The 20267-nt window shown below is 73.5% G+C and carries 17 protein-coding genes; 9 read left to right on the forward strand and 8 right to left on the reverse strand.

Annotated elements, in window-relative coordinates:
* Window positions 1-90: 90 nt before the first annotated feature.
* On the forward strand, window positions 91-1353 hold the full coding sequence (locus ACSMXO_RS22840) for a nucleotide sugar dehydrogenase (protein ID WP_455413683.1): 1263 nt from the start codon (window positions 91-93) through the stop codon (window positions 1351-1353).
* Window positions 1354-1497: 144 nt separating this feature from the next.
* Here the strand turns inward: ACSMXO_RS22840 and ACSMXO_RS22845 are convergent, their stop codons facing one another.
* From ACSMXO_RS22845 to ACSMXO_RS22855, 3 genes are all read right to left on the reverse strand, one after another.
* Complete coding sequence (locus ACSMXO_RS22845) at window positions 1498-2688, reverse strand: glycosyltransferase (protein WP_455413684.1); 1191 nt, start codon at window positions 2686-2688, stop codon at window positions 1498-1500.
* 211 nt (window positions 2689-2899) lie between these two features.
* Window positions 2900-3484, reverse strand: a complete 585-nt coding sequence (locus ACSMXO_RS22850) for a mycothiol transferase (protein ID WP_455413685.1) — start codon at window positions 3482-3484, stop codon at window positions 2900-2902.
* Window positions 3485-3678: 194 nt separating this feature from the next.
* Window positions 3679-4137 (reverse strand): nitroreductase family deazaflavin-dependent oxidoreductase, encoded by a 459-nt coding sequence (locus ACSMXO_RS22855; RefSeq protein ID WP_455413686.1) that lies wholly within the window; start codon window positions 4135-4137, stop codon window positions 3679-3681.
* A 308-nt stretch (window positions 4138-4445) separates the two neighbouring features.
* On the opposite strand from ACSMXO_RS22855, the gene ACSMXO_RS22860 reads away from it, so the two are divergent.
* From ACSMXO_RS22860 to ACSMXO_RS22885, 6 genes are all read left to right on the forward strand, one after another.
* The gene (locus tag ACSMXO_RS22860; protein WP_318394000.1) at window positions 4446-4652 is read left to right on the forward strand and encodes a hypothetical protein; all 207 of its coding nucleotides are present in this window, start codon (window positions 4446-4448) and stop codon (window positions 4650-4652) included.
* A 442-nt stretch (window positions 4653-5094) separates the two neighbouring features.
* Window positions 5095-7926, forward strand: coding sequence for a class III lanthionine synthetase LanKC (gene lanKC, locus ACSMXO_RS22865; protein WP_455413687.1), 2832 nt, complete (start codon window positions 5095-5097; stop codon window positions 7924-7926).
* Window positions 7927-7942: 16 nt separating this feature from the next.
* The gene (locus ACSMXO_RS22870) at window positions 7943-8071 is read left to right on the forward strand and encodes a SapB/AmfS family lanthipeptide (RefSeq protein WP_101366223.1); all 129 of its coding nucleotides are present in this window, start codon (window positions 7943-7945) and stop codon (window positions 8069-8071) included.
* 77 nt (window positions 8072-8148) lie between these two features.
* Entirely contained in the window at window positions 8149-9957 is a 1809-nt protein-coding gene (locus tag ACSMXO_RS22875) for an ABC transporter ATP-binding protein (protein ID WP_455413688.1), read from the forward strand.
* Complete coding sequence (locus ACSMXO_RS22880) at window positions 9954-11795, forward strand: ATP-binding cassette domain-containing protein (protein ID WP_455413689.1); 1842 nt, start codon at window positions 9954-9956, stop codon at window positions 11793-11795. Before ACSMXO_RS22875 ends, ACSMXO_RS22880 begins: the two co-directional genes overlap by 4 nt.
* A 30-nt stretch (window positions 11796-11825) precedes the next feature.
* Window positions 11826-13304, forward strand: coding sequence for a carbamoyltransferase C-terminal domain-containing protein (locus ACSMXO_RS22885; protein ID WP_455413690.1), 1479 nt, complete (start codon window positions 11826-11828; stop codon window positions 13302-13304).
* 79 nt (window positions 13305-13383) lie between these two features.
* On the opposite strand, the gene ACSMXO_RS22890 is transcribed toward ACSMXO_RS22885, so the two are convergent.
* The 3 genes from ACSMXO_RS22890 to ACSMXO_RS22900 all read right to left on the reverse strand — a co-directional run bounded on the left by ACSMXO_RS22890 (window position 13384) and on the right by ACSMXO_RS22900 (window position 15627).
* Window positions 13384-13983, reverse strand: a complete 600-nt coding sequence (locus tag ACSMXO_RS22890; RefSeq protein WP_346262288.1) for a response regulator transcription factor — start codon at window positions 13981-13983, stop codon at window positions 13384-13386.
* Window positions 13984-14081: 98 nt separating this feature from the next.
* On the reverse strand, window positions 14082-14687 hold the full coding sequence (locus ACSMXO_RS22895; RefSeq protein WP_455413691.1) for a response regulator transcription factor: 606 nt from the start codon (window positions 14685-14687) through the stop codon (window positions 14082-14084).
* Window positions 14688-14922: 235 nt separating this feature from the next.
* Window positions 14923-15627 carry a hypothetical protein gene (locus ACSMXO_RS22900; RefSeq protein WP_455413692.1) on the reverse strand — a complete coding sequence of 235 codons (705 nt, stop codon included), beginning with the start codon at window positions 15625-15627 and terminating at the stop codon, window positions 14923-14925.
* Window positions 15628-16032: 405 nt separating this feature from the next.
* Here ACSMXO_RS22900 and ACSMXO_RS22905 point away from each other — a divergent pair, with 405 nt between their 5' ends.
* The gene (locus tag ACSMXO_RS22905; RefSeq protein ID WP_455413693.1) at window positions 16033-16269 is read left to right on the forward strand and encodes a hypothetical protein; all 237 of its coding nucleotides are present in this window, start codon (window positions 16033-16035) and stop codon (window positions 16267-16269) included.
* Window positions 16270-16435: 166 nt separating this feature from the next.
* Window positions 16436-17635, forward strand: a complete 1200-nt coding sequence (locus ACSMXO_RS22910; RefSeq protein WP_346262284.1) for an aminotransferase-like domain-containing protein — start codon at window positions 16436-16438, stop codon at window positions 17633-17635.
* A gap of 28 nt (window positions 17636-17663) precedes the next feature.
* On the opposite strand, the gene ACSMXO_RS22915 is transcribed toward ACSMXO_RS22910, so the two are convergent.
* Window positions 17664-19244: an asparagine synthetase B family protein gene (locus ACSMXO_RS22915; protein ID WP_455413694.1), complete on the reverse strand. Its 1581-nt coding sequence runs from the start codon at window positions 19242-19244 to the stop codon at window positions 17664-17666.
* 5 nt (window positions 19245-19249) lie between these two features.
* Complete coding sequence (locus ACSMXO_RS22920; RefSeq protein ID WP_455413695.1) at window positions 19250-20254, reverse strand: hypothetical protein; 1005 nt, start codon at window positions 20252-20254, stop codon at window positions 19250-19252.
* Between the last annotated feature and the right edge of the window lie 13 nt (window positions 20255-20267).

Here is a 20267-nt window from a genome sequence, read left to right on the forward strand (position 1 = left end):
ATACTTCCCTTTATCCCTGTTTCGAGGGTGATCAACGATAAATCACCCTAAGGTGTGCACCACGTCGTCCGAGTACGGTGGGAGCCCCTTATGAGCAGCGAAAAGCTGGTTGTCGTCGGTCAGGGATACGTCGGTCTGCCCCTCGCGGTGGCCGCTGTGGAGTCCGGACTGGACGTCGTCGGACTCGACCTCGACACCGACCGGATCAAACGGCTCGGCAGTGGGGAGTCCTTTGTCGAGGACATCTCCGACCAGCGGCTCGGTACGGCGCTGGCCACCGGCCGCTACCTGCCTACCAGCGACTACGCCGACGCCCGGGACTTCGATGTCTGCGTGATCAGCGTGCCGACCCCGCTGCGGGACGGCGTACCCGACCTCAGCTATGTGGAGCAGGCCGGCATGGCACTCGCCCCGTACGTCCGGCCCGGCTGCATCGTCATCCTGGAGTCGACGACCTATCCCGGGACCACCGAGGAACTGCTCCGGCCGCTGCTCGAATCCGGCAGCGGGCTGCGCAGCCCGGACGACTTCCATCTCGGCTACAGCCCGGAGCGGATCGACCCGGGCAACCCGGTCTGGAGACTGGAGAACACCCCGAAGGTGGTCTCCGGAATGGGACCGGAGGCGCTGGACCGGGTCGACTCGTTCTACCGCCGGATCGTCCAGCAGACCGTACCGGTCGACTCGACCCGGGTCGCCGAACTCACCAAGCTGATCGAGAACACCTTCCGCCAGGTGAACATAGCGCTCGTCAACGAGCTGGCCACCTTCAGCCACCAACTCGGCATCGACATCTGGCAGGCCATCGACGCGGCGGCGACCAAGCCGTTCGGGTTCATGTCCTTCCGGCCCGGCCCCGGAATCGGCGGCCACTGCCTGCCGATCGACCCCTGCTACCTGTCCTGGCAGGTGAAGCGGCGGCTCGGCCGGCAGTTCCGGTTCGTCGAGCTGGCCAGCGACATCAACCACGCCATGCCGGAGTACGTGGCGCAGCGGGTGATGGCCGGGCTGAGTAGCCGGGGTCGGCCGCTGCGGGGCGCCCGGCTGCTGATGATCGGCCTGGCGTACAAGAAGAACACCGGCGACCTCCGGGACTCTCCGGCGATCGACCTGGCCGGCCGGCTGCACGCGCTCGGAGCCCGGATCAGGGCGGTGGAGCCGTACGCCGATCCCCGGCAGGTGCCGACCGAACTGGCGATGGTCGAGTTGACCGAGGACGAGGTCCGGGACGCCGACGCGGTGGTGGTGGTCACCGACCACGACGTACTCGACTACGACATGATCATCAGAACCGCCCGGTACGTCTTCGACAGCCGCGACCGCTGCCGCGGCCCGGTGGTCGAACGCCTGTAGCCCGGGTGGTCCACGCACCGGTAGGTCGGCGCGGCCCGTCGGGTAGCGGTAGGTCGGCGACCCGGCCCGTCGGAGCGGCCAGGCCGGTGGTCCGGTCCCTCGTACACCGGCAGGTCGGCGACCCGGCCGCCGGATGGCGGTGGGTCAGCGGGCGCGGGCCAGCGCGCCGGGGGACTCGGCAGGCTCGGTCGGCCAGCAACCCCGGGCCATCGCGAGCCTGTGGTAGAGGTCCCGGGTGGCCGCCACCAGCCGGGGCGTGCCGAACGCCTCCCTGGTCTCGGCCAGCGCGGTGCGGCCCATCCGGTGCCGCAACTCGTCGTCGGCCAGCAGCCGCAGCACCGCACGGCTCAGCCCGTCGATGTCCCGGCGGTCGCAGAGCAGCCCGGTCCGGCCGTGCCGGATCACCTCGGCGGTGCCGCCGACGTCGGTGGCCACCACCGCCCGACCGGCGTGGCCGGCCTCGATCAGCGTCAGCGGCGTCCCCTCGTGATCCGAGGTCTGCACCACCAGGTCGGCGGCCGCGTAGACCGTCTCCAGATCGGACCGCCAGGGCAGGAAGGTCACCTCGATCCGGTCGGCGGCGGCCGCCCTGACCGTCTCGGCCAACTCGGCACCCTCGCCGCAGACCACGAACCGGACATCGGCCCGGGTACGCCGGACCGCCCGGGCCACCGTGAGGAACCGGTCCGGCCGTTTGGCCGTACTGAGCGGACCGATGTACGCCACCACCGGCCCGGTCTCGGGCAGTCCGAGGGTACGCCGCGCGTGGTCCTGCCCGGGCAGCGGCGACAGGCTCGCCCCCGGTGGCATCACGGTGTACTGGTCAGGACGGCCGATCGAGGCGGCCAGGAGTTCGTCGCGGAGCCGGGCGCCGACCGCGACCAGGGCGTGGCTGGTCCGGGCCAGCATCCACTCGGCACCCGCGGCCACCTGGCCGGCGATGCGCGACGAACCGGGCACTGGATGGGTGTGGAAGGTGTGCACCCGGATCGGCACCCGGCAGGTGACCGCCGCGACCCGGCCCAGCACGCCGGCCCGCACGTCGTGGGTGTGCACCAGGTCGGGCTGGAAGTGGCGGATCTCCCTGATCAACGCGGCCAGCGCCCGGAGGTTGTCGACCGGCCGGGCCGGACTGCGGAGCGCGGGCAGCACCCGGACGGGTACGTCGGAGGCCCGCAACCGGCGGTAGTCGCCGGTACCCAGCTCGACCGGGCCCGCGTAGAGCCGTTGCTCGAAGCGGTCCGGATCGAGCCCGCGCATCAAGGCGCCGACCTGCGGCGCGGCCTCGCCCACAGCCATTCGGGAGATGATCCGCAGCACCCGAAGCGGTCGCATGACCAGACCTTTCACGCCTCGCGGCACGGCCGATCCGGTGATCGGTCGCGCCGAAATCAACCTTTGGTCCCGTTATACGCTGATTTGCAGGGGCAGACCGATGATCGGGCAAATTAGGAGGGTCGACAATGGCCGGCGGCCGACGGCCTTGCTGGTCGCCCCTACCGGCGGCGCCCGGACGAGGGCCGGCGACCGAACGGGAGGACGCGGATCAGTCACCCGCCCGGAACGTGCCGGATTTCGGCCGCCAGCCCGCCGGAGGGTCCTCGCCGACGAGTCCGTCCACCGCCTCCCGGAGCAGGTCGGCGTGCCCGGTGTGCCGGCCGTACTCCTCGACCAGATCGAAGACGAGCCGACGCAGGCTGGCACGCCGACCGTCCGGCCAGGACAGGTGCACAAGCTGGTCGAGCCCGTCGGTGGCCAGGGCCGCCCCGAGCCGCGCCCGGGACCGCTCGACGGCGCCGTCCCAGTATCCGTAGAGCTGTTCGGGCGTGTCGTCGGCGGCGGAGGTGAAGACCCAGTCGCCCCCGCCCGCGGCCTCGATGGTGTCCCACGGTGCGCCGATCGGCTCCCCGGTCAGCCTGGTGGTGAAGAGATGGTCCTCGACCAGGGCAAGATGCTTGAGCAGGCCGCCGAGGGTCAACGCGGAGACGCCGAGCCGGGTGCCCAGCCCGGCCGCGTCCAGGTTGTCGGCCTTCCACCGGAAGGTGGTGCGCAACCGGTCGAGCGCACCGAGGAGGTGCGCGACCTCGGTGCCGACCAGGGGCGGTTCCCAGGGACAGTCGCTGTCGGTCATGGGCGCTACCGTAACCGTCGGCACCGACGGCCGACCCGCACACCGGCCGCCGGTCAAACCCCCGCCGCGACCTCGACCGACTGGACCGCCTCAGCGCGGTGGTGCTGCGGGGACGACTCGTCCGGGCGGCGGCCGGATAGTCCAGGACCGGTGTACGTCCCGGCCAGCGGTCCAGCCCGGACCGGGCCGGCGGCTCAGCGGCGTTCCAGCAGCACCACGGGGATCTGCCGGGGTGCCTGTCCGGCGTATGTCCGGTACATCGGGAAGATCCCCGCCATCAACTCCCAGAGCCGGGGTCGCTCGACGGGGTCGGCGACCCGGGCCCGGGCTACGAACCGGTCGGCCCGCACCTGTACCCGCACCACCGGGTCTGCCAGCAGGTTGAGAAACCAACTCGGATCGCGCGCGGCGGCGCCGTTCGAGGCCACCACGACGTACCGGTCGCCGTCCCGTCCGTAGATCAGCGCGGTCCTGCGCAGGGCGCCGGTCCGCCGGCCCCGGGTGGTGATCAGCAGCGTCGGAAAGCCGTGGTAGTCGTGTCCCTCCGCCCCGTCGGTCGCCAGATAGCGCCGGATGTGCGCCGACACCCAACCGGTGGGGCTGTCCCGGACCTCCTCCGGTGCCTCGTGCCGTTCGTCGTGCGTCCCGGTCATCCGTCGCCCCCGATCGTCCGCCGTCCCACCGCTCGGGGCCGCGCCGGTTGCGGTGACTGGTTGTCGCTGCCGCCGCCCGCCGGACCGACCGCGCTCCGCCCGAGGCGTACCTCCGGCGGCACGACGCGAACCGGCGGCACCGCGACGCTTCGCCGGGCCTGGCCGCCACTGCGTGAGTGGCGGCGTTTGCGCCTGATCGGGCGATGGGTATCAGGTCGGCAACACTCCCGGCGGGCCGGGGCCGGCAGGAGTTCGGCCCTCGGTCACCGCGCCGGGTCGATCCGCATTCCACCCCCGAGGAGGCTCTCATGCGTTACGGATCGATAGGCGGCGTCATCGTACTGCTATGGCTGATCATCGGCGCGATCGCGGCCGGACAGCGCGGATACTTCGACCGGAGCAACGACAACTGCGCCGAGGTGGGCACCACCGCCGTGACGGTGGTCGCCGGACCGCTCAACTATGTCGGCTTGAACCCCGAGATCGAGTGTGACGTGCCCGAGCCCTCGCAGTGACCTCGGCCGGTCGGGACGGCCAGCCGGATCCCTCGTCCGGGCCCGTCCCGGCGGCGAGTTCCCGCTGCACGGTGCCGATCTCCCCGGCCCGCAGCGGCAGCCGAAGACAACCCGTCCACCCCACCGACAGCATCGCGCCGGGCCGACCTACTGGGTCGGCCCGGCGCGGTGCCGTCGGGCCGGTTGCCGGCCGGCCGACGGGGGGACGTCCGGGCGGACGTATCGGAATAGACGGCTCCAACCAGCGGAGATTCGTATATCCGGATTTAGCTATATAGATGATTCTCATTCACGTGCAAGCCCTGACATTTGTCATAGGTACCCGTGCACGACGCACCTCTGGGGATGACTTAACACACTAGTAACACCTCGGATCCGACCAGGAGACTCGGATGCGTCGATGAAGCACGGTCGCCCAGGGACCACCCGAGGAGCCGCGACGATGGACGAAAGATACGACGCCTACTGCGCGGTCGATCCGCTGTTCTACGACTCCCTCAGCACCACCTCCGCAACCACCGCCGCCGGGTTCACGGCCGCCGACCGCCCGGTCCCGGCCGGCTGGCAGCGCGAGCCGAGCGAGGACTGGCTGGTCTACGGTCCCGAGGACGGCAAGCTGCCCCAACAGGGCTGGAAGATCCATGTGTCGGCCTGTCTGGACAACGCCGATCGGATCCTGGACAGCGTCTTCGACTACTGCGTCCCCCGGGGGATGTCGTTCAAGTTCCTCCGCGGTCCGCGGATGCTGCTGATGCGCAACTCGAAGTACGCCCGGCGCGGCTCCAGCGGCAAGTTCGTCACCATCTACCCTCGGGACGAGGCCGAACTCGAACTGGCCTGCAAGGAACTCGCCGAGCGGCTGGACGGCGAGGCCGGGCCGTACATCCTCAGTGACCTGCGCTACGGCGCCGGCCCGGTTTACGTCCGGTACGGCGGCTTCGCCGCCCGGTACTGCGTCGGCGCCGACGGCCAGGTGGTACCCGCCGTCGAGGACGGCACCGGCACCCTGGTACCGGACCGGCGCGACCCGGTCTTCCACGTACCGGACTGGGTGACCCTGCCCGAGTTCCTCGGCCCGCACCTCGCCGCCCGCAACGCGACCACCACCACCGAGCTGCCGTACCGGATCGAACGCGTGATCCACTTCTCCAACGGCGGCGGCCTGTACGTCGGCCGGGACACCCGCACCGACACCCAGGTGGTGCTGAAGGAGGCCCGCCCGCACGCCGGGCTGGACGCCACCGGCACGGACGCGATCACGAGGCTGCACCGCGAGGCCGAGATGCTCCGCCGGCTCGCCGACGTGCCGGGAATCGCCCGGGTGCACGACGAGTTCGTCCTCGGCGACCACCACTTCCTCGCCCTGGAGTTCGTCGAGGGCCGGGCGCTGAACAAGCTGGTCGTCGAGCGGTACCCGCTGGTCGACGCCGACGCCACTCCGGCCGAGCTGGCCGACTACACGGACTGGGCGCTGCGGATCCACGCGCAGGTGCAGCGGACCGTGGAGGCGATCGCGGCGCACGGCATCGTCTATGGCGACCTGCACCTGTTCAACATCATGGTCGGGCCGGACGACCAGGTCACCCTGATCGACTTCGAGGTCGCCGCCCCGGTCACCGGGGCGAGCCGACCCGCGCTGCGCAACCAGGCGTTCGCCGCCCCGCGCGACCGGACCGGCCTTGCCGTGGACCGCTACGCCCTGGCCTGCCTCCGGCTCGCCCTGTTCCTGCCGCTGACCCAGATGGTCCGGCTGGCCCCGACCAAGGCCGCGCACCTCGCCGACGTGGTCGCCGCGCACTTCCCGGTGCCCCGCGACTTCCTGGACGCGGCCGTCGCCGAGATCACCGGCGGCGCCGCCCGCCCCGGCGAACCCGGCGGCCGTTCCGACGAGGCCGCCGCCCGGGCCGACGAGGCAGCTACGCGGGCCGACGAGGCAACTACGCGGGCCGACGAGGTGCCGGCCGGTCGGGCCGAGGGCTCGGCGCGGGCCGACACGGGCCACCCGGTGCCCGGGACCGACGACTTCGCCGCCGGCCCGTCGGCCTGGCCGAGGCTGCGTGACCGAATCGCCGGCGCCATCCTCGCCAGCGCGACGCCGGACCGCGACGACCGGCTCTTCCCCGGCGACATCGACCAGTTCCGCACCGGCGGACTCAGCCTTTCCTACGGCGCGGCCGGCGTCCTGCACGCGCTGCACGCCACCGGCGCCGGCCGATACCCGGAGTACGAGGACTGGCTGGTGAAGCGGGCACTGCACCCGGCCTCCGGCACCCGCTGCGGCTTCTACGACGGGCTGCACGGGGTGGCGTACGCCCTGGAGCACCTCGGCCGGCGGCAGGACGCGCTCGACGTACTCGACATCTGCCTCGGAGAGCCCTGGGAAGAACTCGGCGAGGACCTGGTGAGTGGGCTCTCCGGCATAGCGCTCAACCTCGCCGAGATGGCCGGCCGGACCGGCGAACCGACGTTACGGCAGGCTGCCTGGCGCGCCGCCGAACTGGTCGCCGACCGGTCGACCGACGGCGCCGGTGCGCCGGCCGGAGGCGACACCGCCGGCAGCACCGGCGCCGGGGCGCAGATCAGCGGCGGGCAGCACCCGTACGCGGGGCTGACCCGGGGACGTACCGGCCCGGCCCTGATGTTCCTCCGGCTCTACGAGTGCAGCGGCGACACCGAACTGCTGGACCGGGCCGGCGACGCGCTCCGGCACGACCTGCGCCGGTGCGTGGTACGCCCGGACGGGGCGCTGGAGGTCAACGAGGGCTGGCGGACCATGCCGTACCTGGCGCACGGCAGCGTCGGCATCGGACTGGTGCTCGACCAGTACCTCCGGCACCGGCCGGACCCGGAACTCGCCGAGTCCGCCGACGCCGTCCGGCGGGCCGCCCGAGCCCCGTTCTATGCGCAGTCCGGACTCTTCGCCGGCCGGGCCGGCATCATCGCCTACCTGGCCGCGCGGGCGGCCGACCGGAGCCGCCCGGCCGGGGAGCACCCGAGCGGTTCGGGGCCGGACCGGGCCGACGACCGGGCCGAACTGGACCGCCAGGTGGGCCGGCTGGCCTGGCACGCGCTGCCGTACCGGGACTTCCTCGCCTTTCCCGGCGAGCAACTGCTGCGGCTGTCGATGGACCTGGCCACCGGGAGCGCGGGCGTACTGCTCGCCACCGGGATGGCCCGGCACGACGAGCCGGTGACGCTGCCCTTCCTCGCGCCGCTGACCGGCGCGACCAGACTCCCCTCGCTGCCGCGAGGGGCATATCGGACCGACATCTAGGAGGAGGTGAACACACATGGCGCTTCTGGACCTTCAGGGGATGGAGCTGGCCGACCGCACCGGTGGGGGCGGCGGTGGCGGCGGTAGCCGCGCGAGCCTGCTGCTGTGCGGCGACAGCTCGCTGTCCGTGACGACCTGCAACTGATCAGGTCAGCATCGGGGCCCTGGGTGGGCAGACGTCCCCACCCAGGGCAACCCCGTGTCGACGGGAGGGTGGTACGCGTGGCCGCCGACGGGAACCGGCTGTTCCGGGCCGACGGGAACCGGCTTCTCCGGCAGGCGATCGCGTACGGCGGCGGCTGGACCGTCACCCTCGGGGCCGCCGCGCTGCTCGGCGCGGCGGCCGAACTGCTGTTGCCGGCCGCCCTCGGACTGGCCGTGGACGCCGCGCTCGGCGAGGCGGACCGGCGGTGGCCGCTGGCCGCCTGCGGCCTGGTCGTGCTGATCGTCGCCACCGACACGCTGAGCAACCTGGCCGGCGGAGCCGGCACCGCCCGCACCACCGCACGGCTCCGGCACCGGCTGCTGGGGCACCTGCTCGCCCTTGATTCGCGCCGTGCCGCCCGCTATCCGGTGGGCGACCTGGTCGGCCGGCTGGTCGGCCAGGCAGCCGACTCCGGGCAGGCGGGCAGCACCGTCGTACTCGGCGTGACCGCCGCGCTGCCCCCGCTGGGCAGCGTCGTCGCACTGCTGCTGCTCGACTGGCGCCTCGCCGTCACGTTCGGTGCCGGGCTGCTGCTGCTCGCCTTCGGCCTGCGGGCCTTCGTCACCGACGCCTCGGCCGCCGCCGCGGGCTATCTCGGGGTACAGGGTCGGATCGCCGGGCGGCTCACCGAGGCGCTGCACGGCGCCCGTACCATCGCCGCCGCCGGCACCGTCCGGGCCGAGATCGACCGGGTACTCGCCCCGCTGCCGCAACTGCGCGCGCACGGTACCCGCACCTGGACCACGCTGGCCCGGGCCTCCGGCCGGACCGCTGCGGTGGCCCCGCTGCTGCAACTGGCGATCGTCGCGGTCGGCGGCTGGTCGGTGGCTGACGGGCGACTCACCCCCGGCCAGCTCTTCGCCGCGGTGCAGTACGCCGCGCTCGGCGCCGGCCTGGGCAGCATCGTCGCCACGCTCAACCGGCTGGTTCGGACCCGGGCCGGTGCGCAGCGGGTCGCCGTCGTACTGGCCGAACCGCCCCGGTCGTACGGGACGGCGGCGCTGCCCGCCGGCGGCGGCCGGCTGGTCCTCTCCGGCGTGACCGTGTACGGCGACGACGGCCGGCCGGTGCTGGACAGAATCGACCTACGGGTACCGCCCGGCGCCACGATCGCCGTCGTCGGCCCGTCCGGAGCCGGCAAGTCGACCCTGGCCGCCGTCGCCGGCCGGCTCCGGGACCCCGACGCCGGCGAGGTGCTGCTGGACGGGGTACCGCTGCGTCGGCTGACCCGATCCGCCCTGCGACACGCGGTCGGCTACGGCTTTGAACGGCCGGTGCTGATCGGCGCCACGATCGCGGAGGCGGTCACGCTCGGCTCCGCCGTCGGCTCCGGCGGGCGGCCCGGGACCGGACAGCCGACCGTCGACGGGCGACCCGCCGCCGGGCAGCTCGTCGCGGTGGCCCGGGCCGCCGCGATCGACGAGTTCGTCGAGCGGCTGCCGGACGGCTACCACAGCCGGCTCGACGCGACCCCGATGTCCGGCGGCGAGGCACAGCGGCTCGGCCTGGCCCGGTCCCTACACGCCCAGCGGCTGCTGATCCTCGACGACGCGACGTCCAGCCTGGACACCGCGACCGAGTACCGGATCGCGGCGGCGGTCGCCGCGCACCCGGACCGGCGTACCCGATTGGTCGTGACCCACCGGGTGGCCACCGCCGCCGCTGCCGACCTGGTCGCCTGGCTGGACGGCGGTCGGCTGCGCGGCGTCGGCCCGCACCGGGAGCTGTGGCGGGATCCGGCCTACCGGGCTGTGTTCACCGCGTCCGCGCTGTCCGGGACGGAGCCCGCCGAGCCGGCGGAGTCACCGGTCGAGGCGGTTCGATGAGCAGCGTCGTCCGGTTCACCGCCGCCGCGCTGCGCCGCCGGGCCGGCCCGCTCGGCCGGCTCGCCGGCTGGTCGGCCGCCGAGGCGCTGCCGGCCCTGCTCGCCGGCTACCTGACCGCGCGGGCGGTGGACGACGGGTTCCTGGCCGGTCGGCCGGGCACCGGACTGGGCTGGCTCGGCGTACTGGCCGTCGCGGTCGCGATCGGCGCGGTCGGCACCAACCGGGCGTACGCCTGCCTCGGCGACGTCGTCGAGCCGTTCCGCGACGAGCTGGCGGAACGGGTCGTCACCGGCGCGCTGCACCGGTCGACCGTGGCCGGAGCCCGACCGGAGACCGCGGCGGTGGCCCGGCTGACCCACCAGGTGGAGATCGTCCGGGACACCTTCGCCGGGCTGGTGATGGTGGTCCGGGGCTTCCTGTTCACCGCCGGGGCGGCCCTGCTCGGGCTCTTCTCGCTGACCCCGGTGGTGGCCGGGGTGGTCGCGGTACCGCTGGTCGCCGGGCTGGTGCTGTTCGCCGCCGCGCTGCCGGCGATGGTCACCCGGCAGCGCGACTACGTCCGTGCCGACGAGCGGCTCGGTGCGGCGGCCGGCGCCGCCTTCGCCGGGCACCGGGACGTGGTGGCCTGCGGCGCGCAGGAGATCGTCGCCGACCGGGTGGGCCGGCAGGTGGACCGGCAGGCCGGGGCCGAGCACGCGCTGGCCCGGATGGCCGCGCTGCGCAGCCTCAGCCTCGCGGTCGGCGGCTGGCTGCCGCTGGCGGTACTGCTGCTGGCCGCTCCGTGGCTGGTCCGGCGCGGGCTCACCGCCGGTGCGGTGCTCGGCGCCCTGGTGTACGTCGCGACCGGTCTCCAGCCGGCGCTGCACGCGCTGGTGCAGGGCGTGGCCGGCGGCGGACTCCGGTTCGCGGTGACGCTGGACCGGATCCTCGACGCCACAACGCCCCCGACCAGGGCCACCGCACCCCCGACCAGCGCCACCGCCGCCGGAGGCGTCGAGGCCGAGCCGGCTCGCACGGGGGCCGCAGCCCGCCCCACAGTGGGCCGAGCACCCTTCCCGCCGGACGCCGGGACCGGGCCGCCGGACGCCGGGACCGGGCCGGCCTGGGCGGAGCTGCGCGGTGTGACCTTCCGCTACGGCCCACGGGCCCGTCCGGTCGTCGACGGCTTCGACCTCACCCTCGCCGAGGGGACCTACCTGGCGGTGGTGGGGCCGAGCGGGGCCGGCAAGTCCACTTTGGCCGGGCTGCTCGCCGGGCTGCTCCGGCCGCAGGCCGGGACGGTGCTGCTCGGCGGAACACCGGTCGGTGCTGTCGGGCCGGCGACGCTGGCCCGACACCGGGTACTGATCCCGCAGGAGGCGTACGTCTTCACCGGCACCCTGCTGGACAACCTGCGCTACCTCCGGCCCGACGCGCGGCACAGCCAGGTCGACGCGGCGGTGCACCGGCTGGGCCTGCTGCCGCTGGTACGCCGCCTCGGCGGGCTGACCGCGACGGTGGACCCCACGGCGCTCTCCGCCGGCGAACGGCAACTCGTGGCGGCGGTACGCGCATACCTCTCCCCCGCGCCGCTGGCGATCCTGGACGAGGCAACCTGCCACCTGGACCCGGTCGCCGAGGCGACGGTCGAAGACGCCTTCGGCACCCGCCCCGGTGCGCTGGTGGTGGTCGCCCACCGGATCAGCTCGGCGCTGCGGGCCCGGCAGGTGCTGATCCTCGACGGCGGTCGTCCGCTGTGCGGCCGGCACGACGAACTGCTGGCCCGCTCGGCGACCTACCGGGAACTGGTCGGGCACTGGCAGGGCGATCCCGTTGTGGCCGAGGCGGCCAATAGCTAGCCGAGGCACCCAGTCGATAGAGTTATCTCGATGGCAGCCATGCACGTCCTCGGCCTCAGCGCGCTGTCGCACGACGCGTCGGCATGTGTCGTACGGGGTGACGAGATCCTTTTCGCTGGCCACGCCGAACGCTACTCACGCCGGAAGAACGATCCTGACCTCACCCCCGGGCTGCTCGCCGAGGCACTCTCCTGGGGCCGTCCGGACCTGGTCGCCTGGTACGAGCATCCGCTGTGGAAGAAGCTGCGGCACGTACGGGCCGGGCAGTTCCGGCACGCCGTGGCCGTCGACGACCTGCCCCGCCGCTACCTGGCCCGACTCGACCTGCCGGAGCTGCGCGGCGTGCCGGTCCGGTACGTGGGGCACCACCACTCGCACGCCGCCGCCGGGCACTTCACCAGCGGCGAGCGGCATACGGCCGTACTCACCGCCGACGCGATCGGCGAGTTCGAGACGCTGACCCTCGGCGAGTTCTCCGACGGCGTCTACCGGGTCCTCGCCCGTTGCCGATATCCACACAGCCTCGGGCTGCTCTACAGCGCCTTCACCCGGCGCTGCGGATTCAAGCCGAACGAGGAGGAGTTCATCGTGATGGGGCTGGCCGCGCTCGGTCGACCCCGGTACGTGGCACAGCTCAAGGCAGACCTGATCGAACTCACCCCGCCCACCTTCCGGCTGCGCCGCAACGTGCACCGGGGCATCGGCGACTGGCAGCCCGGGGCCGATCCGGCGGATCTGGCGGCGAGCATCCAGGCGGTGACCGAGGAGGTCCTGCTCGGGGCGGCGCGCTGGCTGCGTACCCGGGTCGACGCGGCGACGCTGACCGTGATGGGTGGGCTGGGGCTCAACTGCGTCGCCAACGAACTGCTCGCCCGGCGCAGCGGCTTCGACCGGGTGACCCTGCTGCCGAACCCCGGGGACGCCGGGTCGAGCCTCGGCGCGGCGGCGGCGGTCCTCGGCCACCAGCTCAACTGGACCGGGCCGTACCTGGGCACCCTGATCGGGGGTGACTACCCGGTCGCGGCCCTGGCCGAGGCGCTGGCCGCCGGGACGGTGGTGGGGGTGGCCCGGGGTCGGGCCGAGTTCGGTCCCCGGGCGCTGGGCAACCGCTCGCTGCTGGCCGATCCGCGCGGTCCGGACAGCCGGGACCGGGTCAACCGGGTGAAGGGGCGGGAGCCGTTTCGCCCGTTCGCCCCGGTGGTCCGGCAGGAGGTCGCCGAGCGGTACTTCGACATGCCGGTCAGCGCGTCGCCGTACATGCAGTTCACCGCCCGGTGTCGGGATCCCCGGGCGTTTCCCGGGATCGTGCACGTGGACGGGACGTCCCGGGTGCAGACCGTGACCCGGGACCAGCACCCGGGCCTGTACGACCTGCTCGGCGAGTACGAACGGCGGACCGGCTGCCCGATCCTGCTCAACACCAGCCTGAACCTGAAGGGTGAGCCGCTGGTCAACGACCTGACGGACGCCCGGCGGTTCAGCAGCCGGACGGGCGTGCCCGTGCTGTGAGCCGTGGAACGCGACGGCGGGCGGGGCGTCGATCGTCCCGCCCGCCACCGGTCTCCGGCCGTCGACCCGGTCGACCGGTTCAGATCCAGCCCTTCTCCCGGGCGATCCGGATCGCCTCGATCCGGGTACGCGCGCCGGTCTTGCCGGCGATCCGTGACAGATGGTTCCGCACGGTGCCGGCGGACAGCGACAGCTTGCTGGCGATCTCCACCACCGGCCACCCTTCGGCGGCGATCTCCAGCACCTCCACCTCCCGTTCGGTGAGCGGGTTGTCCCGGCTGAGCGCCGCGACCACCAGATCCGCGTCCACGACGGAACCCCCGCGGGCGAGCCGGCGGACCGCCTCGACCACCCGCTCCGGCGTGACGTCACTGCCGAGGAACCCGAGACGCTGGCACTGGGCACGCAACGCGTCCCCGAGCACCCTCGGCCGGCGCGGGTCCACCAGTACCAGTACCGGAGGCGGTTCGGACGGCGCGACCCGGTTGGAGAGCGCCCCCGCCTCGAAGAGCTTGACGTCCGCGATGGCCACGTCGGGACGCTGCATCCGCAGCGCCGTGCCGACGTCCTCGGCTCGGTCGACCTCCGCGACGACCTCGATGTCGTCCTGAGTGGTCAGCACGAAGGCCAGGGCGCCACGGATGAGAGCGCCGTTCAGCGCGAGCAGCGTTCGGATCACGTTCCCCCCTGCTACTTGTCACCGCTAGATCACCCCGCGTGAACATTCAAACACGAGCACGCCGAGTACGCCCGTTGGAGCGACCGGAACCGACGAGGTCAGATCCAACCCGCCCGCTGGGCCTGCCGGACCGCCTCCAGCCGGTTGCGGGTCCCGGTCTTGCGCAGGATCACCGAGAGGTGGTTGCGCACCGTGCCGTGTGCGAGAAAGAGCCGGCGGGCGATCTCCTTCAGCGGCAGACCCTCGGCGACCACCCGCAGCACCTCCAGTTCCCGGTTCGTCAGCGGGCTCTCCGGCGGGTTCAGCGCGGCGACGGCGGCGACCGGGTCGAACACCCGCTCGCCGAACGCCACCGCCCGGACCAGTCGGGCCAGCTCCGCAGGTGGCAGGTTCTTGTCGACAAAACCCCGGGCACCGGCCCGGATCGCCCGTTGCAGCGCCTCCGGGGTCAACTGGGTACTCAACGCCAGCACCGCGCTGCCCGGCGCCTGCACACCGAGCTGCGCCACCACGTCGAGCATGTCGGCACCCGGCAGTTCCATGTCGACCACGACCACGTCCGGTCGCCGCCGACAGGCGACCGGCACCAGCTCAGCGGGCTCGTGAAGATCCGCCACCACGTCCAGGTCCTCCTCACTCGACAACACCGCCCGCAACGCCCCCCGCAGCAAACCCATCTCCTCCACGATCACAATCCGGATCACGAGGTCACTCCGATCTCGGTACACGAAACTCAGCGACAACTCGACGTCCGAGCGGGTCCCACCCGACCGGAGCCGATCACGAGCACGATTGAGTACGGCGCCGTCGGTCGGGCCCGCCACCTCGACGGGTACCGCGATGCCCGGTGCACCGACGGAGGCTCCACCGGCAGCTCCCGGAACGGGAACGGCCACGGCGGAGATGGAGAGCGACCGGGAGTACGGCCGCCGGAGCGGATCAGCCAGGCAAGGCCGGTACGCCCGGCGACCGGCCGGTGGGGCTGGCGTCGCCGTACGGGAACAGCGACGGAGTTCGCGTGGGCGACGGCGAGCCGGCCGCGGCCGGCAGTGCGGCGGTCTGTCCACCGCTGGACGGCGTAGGCCCGGCCTGCTGGGTACCGGTATCGGTGCCGACGGGTGAGCGTGGAGTGGACGGAAGCCCGGAGTTGGTGCTCCGGGCGACGGCACGCGAGGCCGAGGGACGGCTCGCGCCCGCCGCGCCGCCGGCACCCGGATCGAGCGAATGCCGCGGTGGCGCGGACAACCTGGGCGGTTCGGCGGGAACCGCGACCGCCGCGACCAGGGCCGGCGGGAGCGCCGGTGGCGCCACGGCGGACCCGGTGGACGGCTCGACCGGTTGGTGCACCAGCAACAGGGGCGACGGTCCGCCGGAGTAGCCTCCGCGCGGAACCTCACCGACGACCTCCGGCACGCTACCGACGATTTCCGGTACCGTCCCCGCCAGCTCCGGCAACCGTACGACCACTTCCGGGACGACTCCCAGCACGTCCGGCAGCGCCCCTCGCACGAGCGGCACCCCGGCCAGCAGGTCGGGGCGCGCACCGGTCAGCACGGGTACCCCGGCCGCCAGCTCCGGAAACGCGCCGGCCAGCACGGGCACCCCGGCCGTCAGGTCCGGGAGCGCACCGGTCAGCACGGGCACCCTGGCCGGGATCTGAGGCACAACCGCCGTCCCAAGTGGAGCATTACTGTCCTCGGCCGGGCGAGGGGTCTGCGACATGCCCCGGCCTGGCTGGATCGCGGTGCTCGCACCGTCGGGTCGGGACGCCGGGGCCGAGCGCCGGGCGCCGGGGCCCGACCCGCCACGCTCCGGACGGGACGCGGAACCACCGCGCGCCGAGCCGGCGGCCGGCTGCTCCGGCTGCCACCGAGACGCGGGGCCACCGCGTCCCACCCCGGAGGGGTGACGGACGGGTGCCGCCGCAGCGGATTCCGGACGGACACGCTCCGGACGGACACGCTCCGGACGAGCGAACTGCGGACGAGCGAACTGCGGACGGGCGGCGGGGCGAACGGTCTCGGGTGTCGCTTTTCGAGTCAACTGAACGTGATCGTCGAGGAGTGCCGGCAGAGCCGGCGCGACCGTCCGGACAAGCGAACCGAGCGGTTCCGGCCCGCTCGCCGGGGCGCCGCGGTCACCGGCGAGTGCCGGTCCGTCGAACGCGGCGAGAAGGAGATATCCGGTCAGTGCACCGCCGCCGAGCAGGGCAATTCGGGTCAGCAGTCGGACAGCTCGCCGCCCGGGGCCCGGCCGTCCCGGACCCGGCACGTGCCGGACTGCTGAGACCACGGCCATGTCGCGAAGGCGCTCCTCAAGTAGGCGGACAGAGACGAAAGCGTAACGCAGTGTCTATCACGCCGCACCCGATACACCACGCCGGCTCGCGGGCGCGGCCGGGAGTACCCGTTCACTCACGCCCTCAAGGCACCCGCCGACCTATGGTGGGCGGGTGACCGCACCCCGCCCGCCCGCACTGCCCGTCGTGCAGTTCCGGAGCCAGGCCGGGACCATCGACCTCGGTTGGGGACACCCGCATCCGGCGGCGCTGCCGACAGACGCCTGGGCCGAGGCGACCCACTCCGCGCTGCGCCGCTACGGTGCCGCCGCGCTCACCTACGGGCACGCGGCCGGCCCGGGTCCGCTGATCGAGTGGCTCTGCGAACGGTTGGCCGAGGTGGACGCCGGGGCGCCGGAGCCCGGCCAGGTCTTCGTCACCGCCGGCGCGTCGCACGCGCTCGACCTCGTCGCCGCCGTCCTCTGCCGACCCGGCGACGTCGTACTGGTCGACTCCCCCACCTACCATCTGGCGCTGCGGGTCGTCGCCGACCACCGGGTCGACACGGTGCCCGCCCCCGCCGACGAGGACGGCATCGATCCCACCGCCACCGCCGGATTGATCCGGGCCATCACCCGGCAGGGCCGGCGGGTGGCAATGCTCTACCTGGTGCCGACGTTCAACAATCCGACCGGGCGGTCACTGCCGGCGCAGCGCCGGGCCGACCTGCTGGCGGTGGCCGCCCGCACCGGCGTACCGGTGGTGGAGGACGACACCTACCGGGAACTCGCCTATCCGGCTCCGGCGCCGCCCTCCCTGTTCAGCGGCGCCGAACCGGGGACGGTGGTCCGGATCGGCTCGTTCGCCAAGAGTGTCGCGCCCGGGCTGCGGCTCGGCTGGCTCACCGGTGCCCGACCGCTGGTCGCGGCGGTGACCGCACGGGGCTATGTGGACAGTGGTGGCGGGGTCAACCACGCCGTGGCGCTGGCCATGGCCGAGTTCGCGGCGTCCGGCGGGTACCGGCGGCACGTCGCGGCGATCCGGATCCGGTACGGCCGGCAACGCGACGCGCTGGTGGCCGCCGTACGCGACGAGCTGCCGCAGGCCCGGTTCGTGGTACCCGGCGGTGGCTGGTTCCTGTGGTTGCGGCTGCCGCACCCGTACGGCGGCACCGACCTGCTGCCGTACGCCGAGGCCGCCGGGGTCTCGTACCTGCCCGGCCGGCAGTTCTTCGTGGCCGACACCGGGCACCGCCACCTGCGACTGTCGTACTCGATGTATGACCCGGAGACGCTGGCCGAGGGGGTGCGCCGGCTGGCCGGGGCGTACCGGGAGGCCGGACTGTCGAGCCGGTCCACCCCGCTGCCAGGCTGAACCGGAGGCGTTGCGCGGCTGCGGCGGCTCAGTTCTGCCGGCCGGAGCCGGTCAGCCGGCGCCACGCGGGGCCGACCTTCCATCTCGCCATCCCGGCCAGGTCGCGGGCGTGTTCGAGGACGTCCGGCCGGGCTGTGCCCTTGGCGACGGCGCGGTCGAGGTCGTGGCCGCAGCGCACCAGTACGGTGTCGAAGTCCCGGCGTACCGGTTCCAGCAGCTCGTAGCCGAACGCCCGGTACTGGCGAGCGAAGAGCGCACGGTACGGCCGCACCCCCTCGTGCAGCCCCGACCCGTACGCCAGCGGCTCCCTCGGCCGGTCCCGGACGTACTCCGGCAGCAGGTCGGCGTACGCGTGCCGGAGCAGCCACTGCCGCCGCCCGTCCCGCAGTTTCAGCTCGGCCGGCAGCCGCATCGCCAACTCGACCAGCGACAGGTCGAGGAAGGGCGGCCGGGCCTCCACCCCGTGCCCGAGGCTGGTCCGGTCCACCCGCTGCAATCCGGTACGGCAGAGGTTGCGGATCCGGTGCCGGAAGAGCCGGCCGGCCGCCTCCGGCCCGACCCGGCCCGAGCCCGGATGCCCGCCGAAGAGGTCGTCGACGCCGTCGCCGGTGAGCACCACCCGGACGCCGAGATCGCGGACCCGCCGGAACAGCGGCACCGAGATGACCGCGTCGATCAGGTCGGCGTACTCGGTGAGTTCGGAGATCCGGATGGCCGCCCGGATGTCGTCGAGCCGGACGTCCCGGGGCTGGGCCTCGATCACCTCGTGGTGCACGCCGAGCTCGGCGGCGAGCCGGCGGGCGCACTTCACGTCCGCGCTGTCCGGGGTGCCGACGGTGAACGCCACGCAGTCGTGGTGGAGCTGCCGGACGTGCAGCAGGGCGAGGGTGCTGGCCAGGCCGCCGGAGAGCAGCACCCCGACGGTGAGGTCGGTGTCGACCCGGGCCCGGATGCTGTCCCGGACCGCTTCGCGGAGCAGTTCCGCCGCCTCCTCGGTGTCGCGGACCGGCGGCTGCCCGCCGCCGAGCCGGGCCAGGTCCAGGTAGGGCACCAGCTCCGGCCCGCTGACGGCGTCGGCCCAGCCGTGGTGCCCGGGCGGCAGCTCCGAGATCGGCGCGCCGACCGGCACCAGCGCCTTGACCTCCGAGGCGACGTGCAGCCGGCGCAGGTGCCGGGACCAGTAGAGCGGGCGTACTCCGAGCGGGTCGCGGGCCAGGTAGAGCCGTCCGGTGGCGGTGTCCGCGAGGGCGAACGCGAACTCGCCGCGCAGCCGGGTGACCGCCTCCGGTCCCCAGGCCAGGAACGCCTCCAGCACCACCTCGGTGTCGCTCTCGGTGCGCAGCGGCCGGCCGAGCCGGAGCAGTTCGGCGGCGAGTTCCCGGTGGTTGTAGACCTCGCCGTTGTAGCAGAGCAGCCACCGGCCGTCGGCCGAGCACCAGGGCTGCACCGCGCGTTCCCGGTCGACGATCCGCAGCCGCTGGACGCCGGCCAGCAGGTCGGGACCGAGCTGGGTCTCCGCCAGGTCGCCGCGCGGGGTGAGTTCCGCCATCATCCGGTGGAAGGTGCGGCGGTCGGCGCCGGGACCGAGCAGTAAAACAATGCCGGACATGCCGCTCAACCTCCCAGTGCGGTCAGGAAGTCGCGCCGCAGCCGGCTGGCCGCGCGCGGGCTGACACAGAGGTGCCAGGTCTGACCCTCGTCGATCACGTTCACGTCGCCCCAGCCCTGCCGCTCCCGGAGCAGGGCAGCGACCACGCCGGGCGCGTCGAACCGGCGCAGCCAGGACATCTCCAGGTCCATCGCGTACCCCAGGCAGTGCCCGCTGGGCAGCATGGCCGCGTAGCCGAGGGCCCGGAGCCGGTGCTGGTGTTCGAGGCTGCGGGCGAGGCTGGTCACCCGCAGCGGCGGGGTCGGCAGCCCGGGGCGCCGCCGGGCGAGGTCCACGGCGAGCTGGTTGAGCAGTGCCACCACCTCGGGCCGGGTCCGGGTGGTCCGCGGCCCGGTACCGGCCGCCGGTACGCCGCCCCGGCCCGCCTGCGGGGTCGAGGGTGGCCGGACCCGGCACCGGACCGCGCGGGCCGCCCGGGTCAGCAGGTGCCCGGCCGGCCGGCGGTAGCGGAACCGGAGCAGGTCGGTGCGGCGGAGTGCCTCAAGGTCGACCAGTTCGGCGGAGCTGTGCAGGTCGTCGTCGGTCGGGAAGCCGGGCAGGTGTCCCCACCACATGACGTCGATCCGGGAGAGCAGGTAGATCCGGATCAGCCCGGCGAGGTTCCGGGCGGCGCTGCGGTTGTTCGGCCGGAAGTCGCGGATCTCCCGGACGAGCCGGTCGATGGCGTCGGCGGCGCCGCCGGGCAGCACGCCGAGCACGGCGGCGAAGTCCGGGCCGGTGATCCGGTCCGCCAGGGTCCGCTCCAGCCTCGGCAGGTCGTCGCGGCCGGCGTAGCCGGTCACCTCGGCGAGCAGGTCCACCACGGCCGCCCGGTATCCGACCAGTTCGGAGAGGGACGCTCCGGTGACGGGACCGGGACGCGGCGGCCGGCCGGCGGTCACGCGCCCCTGCTGCTGCCCGCTCGGCCGGATCCGTGATCCGACCTCCCCGGCGACCTCTTGGCTGGGCATCTCCGGCCTCTCC

The sequence above is a fragment of the Plantactinospora sp. DSM 117369 genome (assembly GCF_053764795.1).